This window comes from Micromonospora sp. NPDC005305 (genome assembly GCF_040607315.1).
Taxonomy (GTDB): Bacteria; Actinomycetota; Actinomycetes; order Mycobacteriales; family Micromonosporaceae; genus Micromonospora.
The window spans coordinates 47,116-64,935 of record NZ_JBEXGL010000023.1 but is presented as its reverse complement, the minus strand read 5'-3'; the positions used below and the strand labels follow the sequence as shown (position 1 = coordinate 64,935).

General features: G+C 73.6%; 16 protein-coding genes. 7 read left to right on the top strand and 9 right to left on the bottom strand.

From position 1 onward, the window contains the following. Positions 1–84: 84 nt before the first annotated feature. On the top strand, positions 85–810 hold the full coding sequence (locus tag ABZS80_RS27905) for a PP2C family protein-serine/threonine phosphatase (RefSeq protein WP_355060412.1): 726 nt from the start codon (positions 85–87) through the stop codon (positions 808–810). Here the strand turns inward: ABZS80_RS27905 and ABZS80_RS27900 are convergent. Further along, entirely contained in the window at positions 775–1,296 is a 522-nt protein-coding gene (locus tag ABZS80_RS27900) for a MarR family transcriptional regulator (protein ID WP_355060410.1), read from the bottom strand. The genes ABZS80_RS27905 and ABZS80_RS27900 overlap by 36 nt on opposite strands. Before the next feature lie 95 nt (positions 1,297–1,391). On the opposite strand from ABZS80_RS27900, the gene ABZS80_RS27895 reads away from it, so the two are divergent. Continuing rightward, positions 1,392–2,522 (top strand): PP2C family protein-serine/threonine phosphatase, encoded by a 1,131-nt coding sequence (locus ABZS80_RS27895; protein ID WP_355060408.1) that lies wholly within the window; start codon positions 1,392–1,394, stop codon positions 2,520–2,522. A 22-nt stretch (positions 2,523–2,544) separates the two neighbouring features. Here ABZS80_RS27895 and ABZS80_RS27890 read toward each other — a convergent pair whose 3' ends face one another. From ABZS80_RS27890 to ABZS80_RS27860, 7 genes are all read right to left on the bottom strand, one after another. Next, a complete protein-coding gene (locus ABZS80_RS27890; RefSeq protein WP_355060406.1) occupies positions 2,545–4,029 on the bottom strand; it encodes a sugar transferase in 1,485 nt (494 codons plus the stop codon). 214 nt (positions 4,030–4,243) lie between these two features. Beyond that, a complete protein-coding gene (locus tag ABZS80_RS27885) occupies positions 4,244–5,998 on the bottom strand; it encodes a substrate-binding domain-containing protein (RefSeq protein WP_355060404.1) in 1,755 nt (584 codons plus the stop codon). Positions 5,999–6,175: 177 nt separating this feature from the next. Then, positions 6,176–7,210, bottom strand: coding sequence for a lactonase family protein (locus tag ABZS80_RS27880; protein ID WP_355060402.1), 1,035 nt, complete (start codon positions 7,208–7,210; stop codon positions 6,176–6,178). Positions 7,211–7,326: 116 nt separating this feature from the next. Next, a complete protein-coding gene (locus ABZS80_RS27875; RefSeq protein ID WP_107078959.1) occupies positions 7,327–7,929 on the bottom strand; it encodes an ATP/GTP-binding protein in 603 nt (200 codons plus the stop codon). Then, positions 7,910–8,296, bottom strand: coding sequence for a DUF742 domain-containing protein (locus tag ABZS80_RS27870; RefSeq protein ID WP_151461051.1), 387 nt, complete (start codon positions 8,294–8,296; stop codon positions 7,910–7,912). Before ABZS80_RS27870 ends, ABZS80_RS27875 begins: the two co-directional genes overlap by 20 nt. After that, the gene (locus ABZS80_RS27865) at positions 8,286–8,702 is read right to left on the bottom strand and encodes a roadblock/LC7 domain-containing protein (RefSeq protein WP_151461050.1); all 417 of its coding nucleotides are present in this window, start codon (positions 8,700–8,702) and stop codon (positions 8,286–8,288) included. Before ABZS80_RS27865 ends, ABZS80_RS27870 begins: the two co-directional genes overlap by 11 nt. Then, a complete protein-coding gene (locus ABZS80_RS27860) occupies positions 8,702–11,125 on the bottom strand; it encodes a nitrate- and nitrite sensing domain-containing protein (RefSeq protein ID WP_355060399.1) in 2,424 nt (807 codons plus the stop codon). The genes ABZS80_RS27865 and ABZS80_RS27860 overlap by 1 nt, the downstream gene beginning before the upstream one ends. A 459-nt stretch (positions 11,126–11,584) precedes the next feature. Between ABZS80_RS27860 and ABZS80_RS27855 the strand changes: the two genes are divergently transcribed. The 5 genes from ABZS80_RS27855 (at position 11,585) to ABZS80_RS27835 (ending at position 15,753) form a co-directional block, all read left to right on the top strand. Continuing rightward, positions 11,585–12,178 carry a hypothetical protein gene (locus tag ABZS80_RS27855; protein WP_151461048.1) on the top strand — a complete coding sequence of 198 codons (594 nt, stop codon included), beginning with the start codon at positions 11,585–11,587 and terminating at the stop codon, positions 12,176–12,178. 13 nt (positions 12,179–12,191) lie between these two features. Continuing rightward, entirely contained in the window at positions 12,192–13,148 is a 957-nt protein-coding gene (locus ABZS80_RS27850) for a hypothetical protein (protein WP_355060397.1), read from the top strand. A gap of 131 nt (positions 13,149–13,279) precedes the next feature. Beyond that, entirely contained in the window at positions 13,280–14,935 is a 1,656-nt protein-coding gene (locus ABZS80_RS27845) for a sodium:solute symporter family protein (protein WP_355060395.1), read from the top strand. A 16-nt stretch (positions 14,936–14,951) separates the two neighbouring features. Further along, entirely contained in the window at positions 14,952–15,272 is a 321-nt protein-coding gene (locus tag ABZS80_RS27840) for a hypothetical protein (protein ID WP_355060393.1), read from the top strand. 97 nt (positions 15,273–15,369) lie between these two features. Beyond that, complete coding sequence (locus tag ABZS80_RS27835; protein ID WP_355060391.1) at positions 15,370–15,753, top strand: hypothetical protein; 384 nt, start codon at positions 15,370–15,372, stop codon at positions 15,751–15,753. A gap of 100 nt (positions 15,754–15,853) precedes the next feature. Here ABZS80_RS27835 and ABZS80_RS27830 read toward each other — a convergent pair whose 3' ends face one another. Further along, complete coding sequence (locus tag ABZS80_RS27830) at positions 15,854–17,635, bottom strand: glycoside hydrolase family 6 protein (RefSeq protein ID WP_355060390.1); 1,782 nt, start codon at positions 17,633–17,635, stop codon at positions 15,854–15,856. Positions 17,636–17,820 lie beyond the last annotated feature (185 nt).

The window sequence follows — 17,820 nt, the reverse complement described above, 5'->3', positions numbered from 1 at the left end:
CGGATTCGCGACCGAGGAGCGCACCGACAGCATGCGCACGGTTCGACAAGCCTCCTCCCCCCGGACCTGCCGTCGCTGCCCGGGATGACGCTGGCCGGCGGCTACCGGGCCGCCGGGGACACCCTGCGCATCGGGGGCGACTTCTACGACCTCCTCCCCACCCCCGGCGGCGGTCTCTTCGCCCTCGGCGACGTCTGCGGCAAGGGGGTCGGCGCGGCCGTGCTGACCGGGCGGGTACGCCAGTCGCTGCAGACCCTGCGGCTGGTCGAGCAGCGCCCGGGAGAGCTGATGGACCTGCTCAACCGCGCGCTGCTGGACGCACCCGACGCGGCCCGCCGGGCCCAGTTCACCACCCTCCTGCTGGGCGCCCTGACCCGCGAGCCGGACGGCGGGCTGCTGGTCCGGGTGGCCGGGGGCGGGCACCCGGCCCCGCTGGTGGTCCGCATCGACGGCCGGGTCGAGCCGGTCCGGGTGGGTGGGATGCCGGTCGGCGCGCTGACCGCGGCCCGCTTCGCCGAGGCGGAGGTACGCCTGGCCCCGGGCGACCTGCTGGTGGCGTACACCGACGGGGTGACCGAGGCCCGGGGCGGGCCCAGCCAGCTGGAGATGTTCGGCGACGCCCGGCTGCGGCGGGCGCTCGCGTCCGGAGCCGGGCTGCCCCCCGCCGCGCTGGTCGACCGGCTGCTCCAGCTCGTCGACGAGTGGCTCGACGGTCAGGTCCACGACGACATCGCCATGCTGGTCGTGGCGGCCGGTGGGGCCGGCCCGGCCCGGTCAGGCGGTGCGGGCCACCGGCGGCTCGCCGGGTGACTCCGGCTCGGCCTGCGGGTCGCCGCGCTCCCCCGACGGCTGGAGCACCGGCCAGCCCTCGGCGGTGGCCGCCTCCCCGCGCCGGGCCACCTCGTCGAACTCGCGCATCCCGCGCTCCAGCGCCGCCCGCCCCTCCGGGCTCATGCCCACCAGGATCCGGTCCAGCCGGTGGCGCCGGTCGGCGCGCAGCTCGGCGAGGAGCCGGGTGGCCGCCGGCGTGAGGTGCAGGGCGATCTCGCGCCGGTCGTACCGGCCGGGCTCCCGCTCCAGCATGCCGGCCGCCACCAGCCGGTCGCAGAGCCGGCTGGCCGAGGAGAGCAGCATGTCGGTCAGCGTGGCGAGCCGGCGGAGGTTGATCCCGTCGTACTGCTCGACGACCATGACCGCGCGTAACTGGGCGCCGGAGAGCCGGCTCGTGGTCCGCTCCCGAGCCGCCTCCCAGACAGCCAGCAGGGTGCCCGCCGCCTCGTCGAGGGCGGCGGCCATACTCGCATCAGGTCCCTGGGGACCGTGTTCTTCGGCCATGGTGGGCCCGAGACTACCCGCCTCACCAGGCCGACGACCTGTGCAAAGGAGCAAAGATGAGCGGACCGGAGGAACGGGCGCGGCGGAGCCTCACCGAGGCGCCGACCGACCAGCTCGTCGACCGGCTCGCCGCCGAGCTCGAACGGTCGTACGGGATCACCCGGACCGAGCTGTACCAGGTCGACTACCGGTTGGCCGCGCTGCTGCCGCTGGGCGGCGGTGAGTCGATCGTCACCCCCGGCCACCCGGCCTGGCGCTGCTTCGACCACCAGGAGCCGACCGTCTCGCAAGGCACCGGCTGGTTCCCCGTCGGGATGCGCGGCGAGCGGCGCGGCGTGCTCCGGATCTCGCCGGTGCCGGGTGGCCCGGCCGCCCTCGCCGAGCTGGACGCCGTCGCCACGGCGCTCGGGCACGAGCTGGCCGCCGTGGCGGCCACCACCGACATCTACCTGACCGCCCGGCGCAGCCGCCGGCTCACGCTGGCCGCCGAGATGCAGTGGGAGCTGCTGCCCGGTCGCAGCCGGATCCGGCCCTCCTTCAGCCTGGCGGGCCAGCTGGAGCCGGCGTACGCGGTGCGCGGCGACGGCTTCGACTGGTCCGACGACGGCCACCGGCTCTGGCTGTCGGTGATCAACGGCTCGGGTGAGGGGGTGGCCGCCTCGATGCTCACCTCGCTGGCCACCCACGCGCTGCGCAACGCCCGCCGCGCCCAGCTGGGGCTGGCCGACCAGGCCGCCCTGGCCGACCAGGCGATCTACGCGCTGCACCGCGGCGAGCAGCACCTCTCCGCGCTCCTGCTGGAACTGGACCTGGCCACCGGGACGCTGAACGTGGTCGACGCCGGCTCGCCCCGCCTGGTGCTGCTGCGCGACGGGGAGGTGACCGAGCACGTGCTGGACAAGCAGTTCCCGCTCGGCATGTTCGAGGGCACCGACTACCGGGAGCAGCGCTTCGAGCTGCGGCGCGGGGACCGGCTCTTCGTGGTCAGCGACGGGGTGATCGACGCCACCGCGGAGCGGATCCGCTACGGCGAGACCGCGCTGGACCGCTTCCTGCGGCGCACCGGGCCGATGGAGCCGCTGGACGCGGTCCGGTCGCTGATCGGGGACCTGCGCGCCTTCGTGGCCGGCGACCTGGTCGACGACGCGGTGGTGGTCTGCCTGGACTGGCTCGGCCCGCAGCCCTGACCCGCCCCGGCCGCCCGGCGGGTCAGTACGCGCCGCGGCTGTTGACCACCGCCCCGAAGGTCTTCCAGAGGATGGTCAGGTCGGCGGCGAGGGACCAGTTCTCCACGTAGTAGAGGTCGAGCCGGATGCCGTCCTCCCAGCTCAGGTCGGACCGGCCGCTGACCTGCCAGAGGCCGGTCATGCCGGGCTTGACCAGCAGCCGGCGGGCCACGTCGCCGTCGTACCGGGCCACCTCGGAGGGCAGCGGCGGGCGCGGACCGACCAGGCTCATCTGACCGAGCAGCACGTTGGCCAGCTGGGGCAGCTCGTCCAGGGACCACTTGCGCAGCAGCTTGCCGACGCGGGTCACCCGGGGGTCGTCGCGCATCTTGAACATCAGGCCGTCGGTCTCGTTGCGCGCGGCCAGCTCGGCGAGCAGGGCGTCGGCGTTGACGACCATGGTGCGGAACTTGAAGACGCCGAACTCCTTGCCGCCCTGACCGACCCGGGTCTGGCGGAACAGCACCGGGCCGCGGCTGTTCAGCTTGATGGCGAGCGCGATCACCGCGAGCAGGGGCGCCAGCAGCAGCAGGGCGATCAGCGAGATCGAGCGGTCGACCAGCCCCTTGACCAGCTTGCGGGCACCCCGGAACTCGGGCGCCTCCACGTGGATCAGCGGCAGGCCGGCCACCGGCCGGGTGTGGATGCGCGGACCGGCGACGTCGGTCAGCGCCGGGGCCACCACGAGGTCGACGCCGGTGCCCTCCAGTTGCCAGCCCAGCCGACGCAGCCGGGTCGCCGTCAGCTCGCCAGAGGCGGTGACCGCCACGGTGTCCGCGCCGATCGCGGTGGCCGCCTCGGGGATGCCCCGGAACGAGCCCACCACCGGGACGTCGCCGAGGCGCTGCGGCACCGGGGCGAGCAGCGCGTCCGGGATGCAGGCGCCGACCACCTGGTAGCCGGCGTACGGCTCGCGACGCAGGGTGTGCACCAGCTCCAGCACGTGCGCGGTGTCGCCGACCACCAGCACCTTGCGGGACCAGCCGGCGCCCCGGTCACGGGCGCGGTGCAGTCGCTTGCGGGCGGCGAACCGGGCCACCTCCAGGCCGAGCGTGCCGACCGCGAAGGAGATGGCCAGGAAGCCCCGGGAGACCCCGACGTCGGCGATGTAACCGGCGATGGCGATGCCGCCGGCCAGCCGCAGGCTCGCCGCGCTGACCCGCCGGTACTCGTCCGCGCCGTAGCCCAGCACCTGGTCGTCGTAGCAGCGCATCGCCTTGAGCGAGACCAGCCAGACCAGCAGCAGGGCGGGCGCGACCACCACGTAGGGGATCTCGGAGCCGCTCGGCTCCTCGTCGCCGAACCGGGCCACGTAGCCGATCAGGATGGCCACGGTCAGCACGGCGGTGTCCACCACCGCCAGCACCCGGATGTAGGCCCGCTCCGCGGCGCGCGTCGTCGGTCCGGGGCGGTCGCCACCGGGTCTCGACGACGTGCTGGCGGGGGTCAACAGCGTCGCCGAGGTCACCGGCCCTCCCCACTTCGCTCAGGACGACCCCGCGCCGCGCGGTCCCGGTGGGGATCCCGCGGTTCGGAGCACCCGGTCATCATGCCTCGACAATTATGGTTACCGATTGCTTCGGACACATTGCCGTCAGTTTTCTCCCGGCCTCTGGAGCCGGGAAGCGTTCCGCCGTACCGGATTTCGCCGGTACGGCGGAACGCGTTCGCTGAGTGTCGGGTCAGCGCGGCGCCGGCGGCCGCAGCGCGATCGCCTGCAGGAAGATCTCACCGATCTTGCTCGGGTCGGTGGTGACGAAGGCGCCGCCACCGGTCACGTCGGTGATCGACTTCAGCTCGGCGAGGCTGACCTCGTTGCCGATGCCGATGATGATCACCTGGACCGGCTGCTCCTCGTCGCGCAGCGACTTGAGCTGGCTCAGCAGCGCCTTCTGGCTGATGCCGTTGGCGTCGTCGTTCTTGCCGTCGGTGAACAGCACGATCGAGTTGACCTTGCCGGGCTCCCAGTCCTGCTGGACCTTCTTGTAGGCCGCCAGCATGGTGTCGTAGAGGCCGGTGTCGCCGTCCGAGGGTCGGATCCCGGCCAGGCGCTGCTGGAGCGGGCCCCGGTTGCTCGACAGCGGCTTGATCTCGAGCAGGTCCCGGTAGTCCTGCGAACCGTTCAGGTTGGTGGAGAAGGTCCACAGGCCGATCGACCAGGAGTCGTCGAAGAGCCCGAGGCCCTGGCTCGCGGCGGCGACGGTGACCTGCTCCCGGCTGGCACCGTTGGCGGTGGCCACCGCCTTCTTCATCGAACCGGAGACGTCGATGACACAGAGCATGCGGCCGGACTGGGTGGCCACCGACCAGGTGGTGGTCGCCTTCTGGATGGCGACCGGGTCCAGGTCGGCCGCGCCGCCCTGACCGGACGGCGGGACGGCGCTCGCGCCGCCGTTGGCCGGGCTCGGCGCGCCCTGGGGCGCCTTGAACCCGTCGCCCCAGTTGCCGTCCGGCGCCCGCAGCGCCTGCCCGGCCAGCCGGTTCTTGAAGCCCGACGTCCGCAGCACCTCGAAGAGCACCCGGGCGGCCGACGCCTTGGTCGGCTCGATGCCGGGCAGCACCGCGAACGGGTAGTCCAGCGGCATCGGCGCCGGCTCCAGATAGAGCGCGGCCAGCGGGATCGGCGGCTTGGAGTTGTTGTACGCGATCACGTCCTCTTCCGACAGCGCCGCCGCGCCGAGCGCATTGGCGATGGCCGTCGGGTCGGACGAGCGCGGGAAGCGGGCCAGGAGGTCCTGCCGCAACGAGGAACGGTTGGTGGCCAGCGCCCGCAGGGCACCGACCATCGCCTCCTGCGCCTTCGGCGAACCGGCGGCGCCGGTGGCGCTGGCGGCGGCGGTCAGCGAGAGCAGCCCGGACAGGCCGGCGGCGTCCTGGGTCGGCTCGACGATCCCGGCGCGCAACGGCTTGCTGCTGGTGACCTGGGCCAGCAGGTCGGTCCAGTGCAGCTTCTTGTCCGGCCAGCCGATCCGGGAGGCCACCGGCTCCGGCAGCGCGACCACCACCGGGCTGCGGGCGATCGAGGCCCCGTTGCCCGGCGCGAAGGCGGTGGCGCCGCCGCTCTTGAGCCGCAGCAGCCAGGTGGAGGAGTCCGGCACCCAGACGTCCGGCGTGGCCACGGTGCCGTTGGCCTGCCCGACCCCGGCCAGGGTGGCGCCGTGCTTGCTCGCCACCGCGGCGGCCACGTCGACCGGCTCGGCGGAGGCGACGTTCACGGCGATGCAGGTCTCGCCGACCGCCGCGCCGTCGGACACCCACTGCTCGGCCGCCCCGCGGACGGCGGGGGCGATCTCCGGGGCCACCGCGACGGACAGCTCGATCCGCCCCGAGCAGTTCGGGCCCGCCAACTGCTGATAGCCGAACCAGGAGCCGGCTACGACGACGACGAGCGCGGTCGCCGCGGCAACGGCACCTGCCCCACGGAGGTTCGAACGCATGCGATGGCGGCCAGACACGGTGACCATCTTGCGTATCTCGTGGGGTTAGTGCCATAACCGTTCGGACGAAAGTTACGCAGGAGAAACAGTTGATCGCCAAATCGCTACGTTGAGTGAGCGGTCAGTCATTCCAGGTGATCAAAGTCCACTGCGGACGGTGTTCCGGTGACCGCCCGGTCACGGACGGACACAGGTGGGACTCGGCACCGGCACCGGCTCCCCCACCGGCTCCGGCACCCCGGTGCCCGGGTCCACCCGGAAGATCCTGATCATGCCGGCCCGCTCGTCGGCCACGTAGAGGTGCTCACCGGCCAGGGCGAAGTGCCGCGGCCACTCGCCACCGGTGTCCACCTCGGCCACCAGCTCGGGCGCCTCCCCGGCCAGCGCGAACACCGCGACCGTGCCCACCCCCCGGTTGCCCACGTAGAGGAAGCGGCCGTCCGGCCCGACGGCGACCTCGGAGGGCTGCACGTGCCCGGCCCGGTCACTGGCGTCCACCCGGGCCCGCTGGTGCAGCCCGTCCGGGGTCACGTCGTACGCGGTGACGGTCCCGTCCAGCTCGCCGACCAGCCAGCAACGCCGCCCGTCCGGGTGCCGGGCCAGGTGCCGGGGCCCGGTGCCGGCCGGCGTCCGCAGCCGGGGGGCGCGGGGGACCAGCCGCCCCGAGGAGACGTCGAGGTCGTACCGGTAGACCGAGTCGGTGCCCAGGTCGACGGCGAGCAGCGGACCGCCGGCCGGGTCGGGCGAGACCATGTGACAGTGCGCCCGCCCCTGCCGTTCCGGGTCGGCGCCGTGCCCCTCGTGCCGGATCAGGTCGCTGCGCTCCCCCGGCGTCCCGTCGGCGTCGAGGGGGAACACCGCGACGCTCCCGCCGCCGTAGTTCGCCGCGAACAGGTGCCGGCCGTCCGGCGCCACCGCGAGATGGCAGGGCTCCGCCCCGCCCGTCGCCCGTACGCCCAGCGGGTCGAGGTCACCCCCCGGACCGGCCCGGAAGGCGCTGACCTGCCCCTCGGCCAGCTCGTTGACCGCGTAGAGCACCGGCAACGCCGGGTGCCGGACGAGGAACGACGGCGACGGCGTGACCGCCACCGTGCCGAGGGGGGTCAGCGCCCCCGTCGCCGGGTCGCGCCGGGCGGCCACGATGCCCTCGGCCTGCCCACCCGCCTCCGCCGTGTAGCCCCCGATGTGGACGATCGCGTCCTGCCCGGTCACCGCTCCCACCCTTCCGCCGTCTCACCGTCGATCCAACCAGAGGCTTCCCGGTGAGCCGGCCGGTTAGGCGTCATTCCCGGCACCGGCTTTCCGGCCCGCCGGCGGGCGGAACGGGGTCAGCCCACCGGCACCGGCTCGCCGCGCTGCCGCGCGACGTGCTCGACCAGCGAGATCAGCACCAGCTTGCCGGACTGCCGGTCCCGGGCGTCGCAGAGCACCAGCGGCACGTCCGGGTCCAGGTCCAGGGCGTCGCGGACCGCCTCCAGGCTGAACCGGCGGGACCCGTCGAAGCAGTTCACGCCCACCACGAACGGGATGCCCCGCTGCTCGAAGTAGTCGATCGAGGGGAAGCAGTCGGCCAGCCGCCGGGTGTCGGCGAGCACCACGGCGCCGAGCGCCCCGAACGCCAGCTCGTCCCAGAGGAACCAGAACCGGTCCTGGCCCGGGGTGCCGAACAGGTAGACCTGGAGATCGTCGTTGATGGTGATGCGGCCGAAATCCATGGCCACGGTGGTGGTCGATTTCTGCTCCACCCCGGAGACGTCGTCGGTGCCGATGCCGGCGCCGGTCAGCACCTCCTCGGTCTGCAACGGCCGGACCTCGCTCAGCGCGCTCACCAGCGTGGTCTTGCCCGCGCCGAAGCCACCGGCGATGAGGATCTTCAGAGCCAGCGGCACCCGCGGCGCGGCCGGCTCCCGGTCAAAGCGCACGGAGTCCACTGACCACCGCCTTGAGGATGTTGTCGTCGGGCAGGTGGGCGGCGGCCGGCCGGCGCACCGTGACCAGCCCCCGGGCGAGGAGGTCGCCGAGCAGCACCCGGACCACGCCGACGGCGAGATCCAGGTCGGCGGCGAGGTCGGCCACGGCCACCGGCCGGCGGGTCAGTTCGACGAGGCGCCGGTGCTCCGGCTGGAGGCCGGGCACGCCGGCCGGGTCGGCCCCGGGCGTGGTCAGCACGAACGCCACCAGGTCGAAGCCGTCGACCGGCGGGCGCACCCGGCCGCCGGTCACGGTGTACGGGCGGACCACGGGGCCGGCGGCGGCGTCCAGCCACTCGTGCCGGGGGCCCGGCGACTCAGCCCACATCGGTCGCCGCCGTGCGGGCCGGTGCGCTGAGGTTCTCGCCGACCCGGATGACCAGCATGGCCATCTCGTACGCCACCAGGCCGATGTCGGCGTCGGCGTCGCTCACCACCGCCAGGCAGGCGCCCTGCCCGGCGGCCGTGACGAACAGGTACGCCGACTCCATCTCCACCACCGTCTGCCGGACCGCGCCGCCACCCACGTGGCGCGTGGCCCCCTTGGCGAGGCTGGAGAAACCGGAGGCCAGGGCGCAGAGGTGTTCCGCGTCGGTGCGGTCCAGCTCGGCGGACGCGCCGAGCAGGAGACCGTCCGCCGACAGCACCACCGCCTGGCGGGCGCCCGGCACCCGCTCCACCAGGTCGTCGAGCAACCAGTCGAGATCGGCGTTCTGCCGCGTCGTGTGCACCACTAGGCGTCCCTCTCAGTCGCGGTTCGTTGGTCCGGAGCCGCCGCCGGTTCGGGCGGGGAGGGCTCGGCGGCCCGGGTGCGGGCCGCGTCGGTGGACGGAGCGCCGGCCCGGTCCGGGGCGGCGGTGGGATCGGCGGCCGGCCCGCCGGCCGCCGCGGTCGAGGTGGGCCCGCGGCGCGCGGCGCCGGGGTCGGCGGCGGCGCGGGAGCCGTCGCGGCGCCCCCGGGCGGTGCCCGCCTGGAGCGCGGACATGGCTCGCCGGGCCTCCTCGGGCGGCCGGTGCGCCGGGTTGTCCGCGACGACCGGCCGGGGGCGGGCCGCCGGCCCGCGCCGGCGGACCCGGCGCGGCAGGCCGTCGCCGTCCGCCGGCGTCTCGACGGCGGAGGGACGGCCGGCGGGCAGCGGCACGACCGCCGACTCGGGGCGGTCCCGGCCGGGCCGGGCGGCCCGCGTCCGGGGGACCGTGGCCAGCCGGGTCACCTTGGCCATCCGCCGGTCGTCCCGCCCGGGCCGGTCGGCGTCCGGGCCGGTCGGGCCGATCGCCGGCTCGGCGGTGACCAGGTCCGACGGGACGAACACGGCGGCCGTGATCCCGCCGGGCGCGGCCGGCCGCAGCTCGATCCGGACGCCGTGCCGGGCGGCCAGCCGGGCGACCACGAAGTGGCCGAGCCGGGCGCTGTCGGCCGGGTCGAACTCCGGGGCGTGGGACAGCTTGCGGTTGGCGTCGGCCAGGGCCGTCGGTGACATGCCGAGCCCCCGGTCGGTGACCTCCACGGTGTAGCCGCCGGGCACCGTGCGACCGCTGATGTCCACCCGGGTGCCGGGCGGGGAGAAGACGGTGGCGTTCTCGATCAGCTCGGCGAGCAGGTGGATCAGGTCGCCGACGGCACGGCCGAGCACCCCGGCCGGCTGGACCTCGCCCACGTCGACCCGGTCGTACGACTCGACCTCGGAGATCGCGCCGCGCACCACGTCGACAGCGGCGACCGGGTTGCGCCAGCCCCGGCCGGGGGCCGCGCCGGCCAGGATGACCAGGTCCTCGGCGTGCCGCCGGAGCCGGGTGGCCAGGTGGTCGACCTGGAACAGCCCGGCCAGTTCGTCCGGGTCCTCGGTGCGCCGCTCCAGCCGGTCCAGCAGCGCCAACTGCCGGTGCACCAGACCCTGACTGCGCCGGGCGATGTTCAGGAAGACCTCGTTGAGGCCGCGGCGCAGGGTGACCTCGTCGACGGCGGCCTGCACGGCCGTGCGGCGCACCTCGTTGAAGGCGCGCCCCACCTGGCCGATCTCGTCGCCGCCGTGGTCCAGCTCGGGCGCCTCGCGGGCGACGTCGACCTCCTCGCCGCGGCGCAGCCGGGCCACCACGTCGGGCAGGCGGTGCTCGGCCATCTCCAGCGCGGCGGTGCGTACCCCGGTGAGCCGGCGGTCCAGGGACCGCCCGACCCGCAGCGCCACCAGCACGCAGACCACGATGGCGACCAGGCCGAGCAGCCCGGCGGCGGCGAGCCGGACCAGGATCTGGACCGCCATCGGCACGGACCGCTCGGTGAGGGTGTCCGCGCCGCGCAGCTCGAAGTCCCGCAGGCCCTGCGCGACGGCGGCGTGGCTGGTCTCCCAGGCCCGGATGTCGAACCCGGCGGGCAGGTCGCGCGCGCGGACCAGGGTGTCCTGGAGGGCGCGCAGCCGGACGAACGCCTCCCCCTCGGTGAGCCGCTGGTAGCCGGTCCGTTCGGCGGCCGGCAGGTCGGCCACCGCGTTCTCGGCCAGGAAGCGCTGGTTCTCGATGGTGCGGACCAACTGCTCGTGCTCACCCTCGGCGTACCGGCCGGCGGTGACCGCGCCGGCCAGCAGGGCGTCGGCCTGGCCGAGCAGCTCCCGGGACCGGCCCAGCCCGGTGAGCGCCAGCGCCTGCCGGTTGAGCTGGGCGTCGGGGAGCGTGGCCATGGCGGCGAAGGTCTGGAAGGCGGAGCCGATCATCCCGCTGTAGAGCCCGACGGCGCCGGCCTGGTCCACCTTCCGGCCGTCGATGAAGCCCCGCCCGGCGGGCAGCGCGTCGAGCGCGGAGACCAGCTGGTCGAGCCGGGCGTCGAGCAGGTCGTCGGCGGCGTCGCGGAGCTTCTCCCCGTCGACGTGGCGACGCAGCTCGGCGATCGACCGGTCGGTGCGGGCGCGCTGCTCGGCCAGGGCCGGCAGGGCGGTGTCGCCGGCGAGCTGGACGACCGAGAGCCGGCGTTCCCGTTGCAGCTCGGCGACCACGCTCTCACCGGGCCGGCCCAGGTCATACAGGAGGGTACGCGCGGCGAGCAGGTCGAGGGCCGGCCCGAAGGTCAGCGTGGTGGCGAATATCCACAGTGCCAGCAGCCCGGTCACCGGACCGATGACCAGCGCGGTCAGCTTGGCGCGGATCGGCCAGTCTCGGGTGTTCATCCAACCTCGCCCGGGGGAAGGTGTCGCAGGGGTGGCGCCGGCACCGGCCGGAAGGGCCACGACGCCGGGCCCCGGCCCGGGCGCCTTGGGCAGAATACGTAATCCCAGCCGGATGCACTACCGGCCGTCTCGCCCCTCACTACGGTCCGGAATGTTCGCAGTGGACACCGTTGGACGGGAACGCACCGCCGGAAGGGACCGGCGGGAGGTTCGTCCAAAGGGGGCGTACGGAGAACCGGCTCGTTGGGCCAGGTCGCTCATCGCTCGCGCGGACGCCGGGCCCGCCGATCCATCACCCGAGCGCCGTCTCTGGAACGGGTCCACTCTTCGCCGCGGGAAACGGGTGTGTGCCCGGCCGTCCCGTGGGAGGCTGCGGGGGCACGATCGCGCAGGAAAGTACCGCCGATCGGGATTGGCGATCACGGACCGGAGGGAATACCAGCGGGCGAAGGAGGAGCCATGTCGCCCACGCAGGTAGTCGTCATAGTCATCGTCGTTCTGGTGCTCGCGGCGCTGGCCGCGGTCGCCGTGGTCGCCAGCCGCCGCCGGGCCCTCAGGCAGCGCTTCGGCCCCGAGTACGACCGGGCCGTCGCCGAGCAGGACAGCCGCGGCGCCGCCGAGCGGGAGCTGCGGGAGCGGGAACGCCGCCACGCCGAGCTGGAGCTGACCCCGCTCAGCGCGGAGTCCCGCGCCCGGTACGCCGCCGCCTGGGAGGAGCTCCAGGTGCGTTTCGTCGACTCCCCCGCCGAAACCGTCGGTGACGCCGACGAACTGGTCACCCGGCTGATCGCGGAGCGCGGGTACCCCACCGGGGACTTCACCGAACAGATCGCCCACCTCTCCGTCGAGCACGCCCGCACCCTGACCCACTACCGGGACGCCCACGACATCCGGCTGCGCAACGAACGCGGCGAGGCCGGCACCGAGGAACTCCGCCAGGCGCTCGTGCACTACCGGGCCCTCTTCGCCGACCTGCTCGGCGAGGACCCGGTGGGGCACCAGCCGCCGGCGCAGCGCCACCCCGACCACGAGCACGACGCCACGAGCCGCTGAGGAGGCCGCCGCCATGCGTCAGGAAGAGCAGCAGGCCACGCAGGACCACCCCGAGGCCGTCCGGTCCGCGCCGGTGCCGGTCCCGCCCCCGGGTGACCGGACCGCCGGGGACGGGCCCGAGGCCGATCGGGCCGCCCGGGCCGAGGTGCCCGAGGACGCGCTGGACGACCGGGGCACCTTCGACGACCCGGCGGTCGCCGGCGAGGGCGCCGACCGCCGGGACGCGGAACTCGACGAGACCCGGGCGTACGACGCCGGGGACCTTCGCGACGCGGAGGCCGCCGACGCCGACGACCGGCCGGTGTACCACGACCCGGCGCCGCTGCCGACCGCCTTCGGGGCGACCTCCGTGGGCGACGCGGTGGCCGCCTCGGCGATGGCCAGCGGCCGGCCCGAGGACGAGCGGGACCCGCGCAACGAGGACACCGCCGTGCCGGGCGACGGCGCTCCGGGCCGGACCGACGCGTTCGACGACGAGCGGGCCGACCCGAAGGCGGGCGACCGCCTGCACGACCCGGACCGCTGGGAGGCCGCCGACTCCGGCGTGACGCGCGACGACGCTCCGGCGGCCGGGGCCGGGTACGGCAGCGCCGAGCCGGCGATGGTCGATCCGGACACGAGCACCACCGCGGCCGGCGCGGGCGCGGCCGGCGCCGCCCTGGCCGGCGCGGCCCGGCCCACACCGGGCGCCGTGCCGGCGGACGCGGCCACCCTCTTCGCCGCGGAGACCGCCCAGGACTTCCGGGACCGCTGGCGGGACGTGCAGCTCCGCTTCGTGGACGACCCGCGGGCCGCCGTCGGTGAGGCGCAGTCGCTCGTCGAGGAGGCCATCGAGGCGCTCTCCGCCGCGCTGCGGGAGCAGAAGACCAAGCTGGGCAGCTGGCAGGAGTCCGGCTCGACCGACACCGAGCAGCTCAGGGTGGCCGTGCGCGGCTACCGGGACTTCCTGGACCGGGTCCTCGGCCGCTGACGACACGTCGCCTCGGAGCCCCGGCCGGTGGACGGCCGGGGCTTCGCCCTGTGTGCCAGACCGCACTCCGGGCATGAAATTTCGCAAACTGGGTACCTGCGGGCGCAGCGTCGCCACGGAGGGAGCACGGGATGGGTAGCGGTCTTCGGTTGGACATGAACGCCCTGGACTACCTGATCCTGGCGCTCTACTTCATCACGGTCCTCGGCATCGGTTTCGCCGCGCGTCGGGCCATCCGCACCAGTGTCGACTTCTTCCTCTCCGGACGGTCACTGCCCGCCTGGGTCACCGGCCTCGCCTTCGTCTCGGCGAACCTCGGCGCTCTGGAGATCATCGGCATGGCGGCCAACGGCGCCCAGTACGGCGCCATGACGGTCCACTACTACTGGATCGGCGCCGTGCCGGCGATGGTCTTCCTCGGCATCGTGATGATGCCCTTCTACTACGGTTCGAAGGTCCGCAGTGTCCCCGAATACCTGCGGCTGCGCTTCAACCGGCCGACCCACCTGCTGAACGCGATCAGCTTCGCGGTCGCCCAGGTGCTCATCGCCGGCGTGAACCTCTACGCGCTCGCGCTCATCATGCAGGCGCTGCTCGGCTGGCCGCTCTGGGTGGCGATCGTCGTCGGAGCGGCGATCGTGCTGGCCTACATCACCATCGGCGGCCTGTCCGGCGCGATCTACAACGAGGTGCTCCAGTTCTTCGTGATCATCGCCGGCCTCGTGCCGATCACCGTCATCGGCCTCGTGAAGGTCGGCGGCGTGAACGGCCTGATGGACGCGGTGCGTGACTCCAAGCTCGGCGAGGCCGGGCTGCACGCCTGGCAGAACACCGGCAGCACGGACAACCCGCTCGGCGCGCACTGGCTGGGCATCGTCTTCGGCCTCGGCTTCGTGCTCTCCTTCGGCTACTGGACCACCAACTTCGCGGAGGTGCAGCGCGCGCTGTCCGCCCGGAACATGAGCGCCGCCCGCCGGACCCCGATCATCGGCGCGTACCCGAAGCTGCTCATCCCGCTGGTCACCGTGATCCCCGGCCTGATCGCCCTGGTCACCGTCAAGGGACTCGGCGCCGAGGAGGGCGACCTGGTCTACAACAACGCGATCCCGCTGCTCATGCGCGACCTGCTGCCCAACGGGGTGCTCGGCATCGCGGTCACCGGCCTGGTGGCCTCGTTCATGGCCGGCATGGCCGCCAACGTCAGCGGCTTCAACACCGTGTTCACGTACGACATCTGGCAGGCGTACTTCAGGCGGGACCGCCCGGACGAGTACTACGTGAAGGTGGGCCGGATCGCCACCGTGGTGGCGGTGGTGGTCGGCATCGGCACGGCGTTCATCGCGGCCGGGTTCAGCAACATCATGAACTACATCCAGGCCCTGTTCTCGGTGTTCAACGCCCCGCTCTTCGGCACCTTCATCATCGGCATGTTCTGGCGGCGGATGAGCCCGCTCGCCGGCTTCTGGTCGCTGCTGGCGGGCACCGTGGTGGCGATCGGGACCTACCTGCTGCACCTGGGCCACGTCGTCCGCTTCAACTCCGACCTGGAGGAGAGCTTCTGGGGCGCGGGCCTCGCCTTCGTGACGGTCGCCGTCGTGGCGGCGATCCTCACCCCGCTGACCCGGCCGAAGCGGAACGACGAGCTGACCGGCCTGGTCTACGGCCTGAGCGACGCCACGCTGAAGGACGACTCGCTGGCCGGCGACGCCGCCTGGTACCGCTCGCCCGTACTGCTCGGCGTGATCGCCGTGGTCCTCGCCGCTCTCTTCTACATCCCGGTCTTCTGAGAAAGGGAGGCACGCCATGGCAGACAACCCCGAACGCCACCCCCGGGGCGAGGCCCACGACCCGCTGGTCGAGGAGACCGAGGCCGAGGAGGCCCGGTCGGCGGCGGCGCGGCTGTTCGACATCCGCCGGGTGATCGGCGGGCTGTTCGTCGCGTACGGGCTGATCGTGGGTCTGATGGGCCTCTTCGACTCGTCCGCCGAGATCGACAAGGCGCAGGGCGTCCGGATCAACCTCTGGGCCGGTCTGGTGATGCTCGTCTTCGGGCTGCTGATGCTGCTCTGGCACTGGCTGCGCCCCACCGAGCCGCCGGAGCCACGCGCCGCCGACGAGCACTGACCGCGGCCCCGGGACGCCCGTCCCGGGGCCGTCGGCATGGCCGGGCCCGCACGGGGTACGCCGTGGGGATCACGGAACGGGACAGGAGGGCAGCAGCATGACGGATCGTGACCGCGGTGGCGAGCGGCCGCTGGAGGAGACCCCCGAGGTGGCCGCCGCGGTGGACGACGACAGCACGGTGCCGCAGCTGCGCACCGATGGCACCGACCCCAACAATCCCGTCTTCACCGAGCCCGACGGCGCGGTGCCCGACACCGGTTCGCCCGACATCCTCGGCGACCCGTACGCGGCCGGGACCGGGGCGACCGGCACCGGCACCGGGGCGGGCGGCGACAACATCCGGACCGGCGCCGAGCAGCCGTGGGATCCCGAGGACCTGGTGACGGCCCGGGGCCAGGACCCCACCCCGGAGAACCTGGAACAGGCCCGCCGCGACCTGGCCGAGCTGGGCCGGGCGGCGATCGAGAGAACGGTCCCCTGAGCGCCCCGGGGGCCCCTGGTCGACGTGGGTCGACCAGGGGCCCGGGGAACCCGCGCGGCGGTGCCTCACTCCCGCCGCGGCGGGTGGGCCGGCCGCCGGATCAGGAGAGCGGCGGGTAGGCGTTCTGCATCAGCTGCTGGAACTGGGCCGGGAACCACGCACCGGAGATCGGCGCGTTCGGCAGGGCGCCGGACAGGTTGTTGCCGTTGCGGGCGTTACCGGTGTAGGTCGGGTCGCACATCCGGTCGAAGCCCTTGCCCTCGTCGTTCGGGATGGCCGTGCTGGAGCCGTCCGACTCACCCGGGGGCTTCACCCAGACGTACGCGTCGATGCCCGACTCCGGGTTGGCCCGCGGCCGCTCGCCGAGGCCCGCGCCGGCCTGGTTGCACCAGTTGCCGGTGTGGTAGCGCCGGTCGATCCGACCCCCGTCGACGTAGGCGTCGACGCTGGTCAGCGGGCCCGGGCCGGTGGGCCGGGCGGTGCCGCCCCAGCCGTTGCGGGACGTGTCGATCAGCATGCCGATACCGCTGTCGAAGCCGACCGAGACCAGCTTCTGCCGGAAGGCCTGGGCGAACGAGAGCTCGTCGACGTACTGGTTCCAGTCGATCCACTTGGACTGCCGCACGGTCTGGCCGTTCACCGAGTCGGTGACCTTGACGTACGGCTCCTTCAGCGCGGAGTAGTTGGCGGTGTTGACGATGAAGCCGTGCACGTTGTGGACGGTGCTGCCGGACGCGACGGCGGCGGCCTTGAGCTGGTCGGCGACCGGGCCGAAGTTGCTGTCCCAGCCGATCCACCCGTGGTGCGCCGCGTCGATGTAGTTGTAGACGTTGCCGATCGCGCCCAGCTTCGCCAGGGCGTAGCCGACACCGTTGACGTACGCGCCGTTGGCCTTGACCGTGTCGCACATCGCGGTGCCGCCCGCGTTGCCCGAGGTGTTGGTCACCAGGTTGGGCAGCGAGTCGATCTCGATGATGTTGACGATGCGCAGGTTCTTGTACTTCGCGTCGCCCTGGATCGCGGCGATCGGGTCGATGTACTCGGCCTTGTAGCGGGGCAGCTCGTCGGGGCCCAGCTCCCCGTTGGAGGCCAGCGCGGAGCAGTCCCGGCCGGGCAGGTTGTAGATGACGAACTGGATGTAGCCGGCGCCCTGGGCGAGAGCCGCGTCCAGGTGGTCACGGACCCCCATGGAACCGTTCGAGCTGCTGCCGTCGGTGCCCTCGATCGCGGCGATCCGGTCCAGCCAGACCGCCGTCGGGTTGTTCGACACCCGGCTGCCGCCGGACACCGACTCGGCCTTGGCCTTCCACTCGGGGTTCACGTACCCCTTCACCCCGGCGTACGGGTTGTCGACCTTCTGGCCCGGCGTGGTCGGCGTCGGGCTGGGGCTGGTCGGCGTGGGGCTGGGGCTCGTCGGCGTCGGGGTCGGGCTGGTCGGCGTCGGGCTGGTGGTGCCGCCGTTGCAGACCGTGCCGTTCAGCGTGAACTGGGTCGGCTTCGGGTTGCTGCCGCTCCAGGCGCCGTTGAAGCCGATGCTGGTGCTGGCGCCGGTGCCCAGCGAGCCGTTGTAGGACTCGTTCTGCGCGGTGACGTTCTGGCCGCTCTGCGACCACCTGGCCGACCAGCCCTGCTGCACCCGCTGGCCGCTGTTCGGGAAGGTGAAGCCGAGGTTCCAGGAACTGAGCGGGTCGCCGAGGTTCCTGATGGTCACCGAGGCGGTGAAGCCACCGGGCCAGTCGCTGGTGGTGTAGTCCACGCTGCACTGGGTCGCGGCCTGCGCCGCGGTGACCGGGAGGGTCACCAGTCCACCGGCGACCAGGACGCCCGCGCCGGTCAGCGCTAGCGCCCGGCTGCGGCCGGACAGCCTTCTCCACAGATTCATGCCACTGATCTCCTTGGGCGAGACCGGATCCGCGTACGGCCCGGTGGAAGGGCGCTCGGGCGTCCGCCAGGGGACGGATCGTCGGCGCCACGGGTGTATTCGGGGGGTGCCCGACCCGGACGGGCGTCATGGTGGTGATGCGACCGGCCCGCACGGGACCGGCCGAGGAGTCGGACGCCGTCCGG

What these genes read in the sequence shown, in the direction of transcription:
- ABZS80_RS27905 (WP_355060412.1), top strand. Translation starts at nt 85, where the DNA reads ATGACGCTGGCCGGCGGCTACCGGGCCGCCGGGGACACCCTGCGCATC.
- ABZS80_RS27900 (WP_355060410.1), bottom strand. Translation starts at nt 1,296, where the DNA reads ATGGCCGCCGCCCTCGACGAGGCGGCGGGCACCCTGCTGGCTGTCTGG.
- ABZS80_RS27895 (WP_355060408.1), top strand. Translation starts at nt 1,392, where the DNA reads ATGAGCGGACCGGAGGAACGGGCGCGGCGGAGCCTCACCGAGGCGCCG.
- ABZS80_RS27885 (WP_355060404.1), bottom strand. Translation starts at nt 5,998, where the DNA reads ATGCGTTCGAACCTCCGTGGGGCAGGTGCCGTTGCCGCGGCGACCGCG.
- ABZS80_RS27870 (WP_151461051.1), bottom strand. Translation starts at nt 8,296, where the DNA reads ATGTGGGCTGAGTCGCCGGGCCCCCGGCACGAGTGGCTGGACGCCGCC.
- ABZS80_RS27860 (WP_355060399.1), bottom strand. Translation starts at nt 11,125, where the DNA reads ATGAACACCCGAGACTGGCCGATCCGCGCCAAGCTGACCGCGCTGGTC.
- ABZS80_RS27855 (WP_151461048.1), top strand. Translation starts at nt 11,585, where the DNA reads ATGTCGCCCACGCAGGTAGTCGTCATAGTCATCGTCGTTCTGGTGCTC.
- ABZS80_RS27850 (WP_355060397.1), top strand. Translation starts at nt 12,192, where the DNA reads ATGCGTCAGGAAGAGCAGCAGGCCACGCAGGACCACCCCGAGGCCGTC.
- ABZS80_RS27845 (WP_355060395.1), top strand. Translation starts at nt 13,280, where the DNA reads ATGGGTAGCGGTCTTCGGTTGGACATGAACGCCCTGGACTACCTGATC.
- ABZS80_RS27840 (WP_355060393.1), top strand. Translation starts at nt 14,952, where the DNA reads ATGGCAGACAACCCCGAACGCCACCCCCGGGGCGAGGCCCACGACCCG.
- ABZS80_RS27835 (WP_355060391.1), top strand. Translation starts at nt 15,370, where the DNA reads ATGACGGATCGTGACCGCGGTGGCGAGCGGCCGCTGGAGGAGACCCCC.
- ABZS80_RS27830 (WP_355060390.1), bottom strand. Translation starts at nt 17,635, where the DNA reads ATGAATCTGTGGAGAAGGCTGTCCGGCCGCAGCCGGGCGCTAGCGCTG.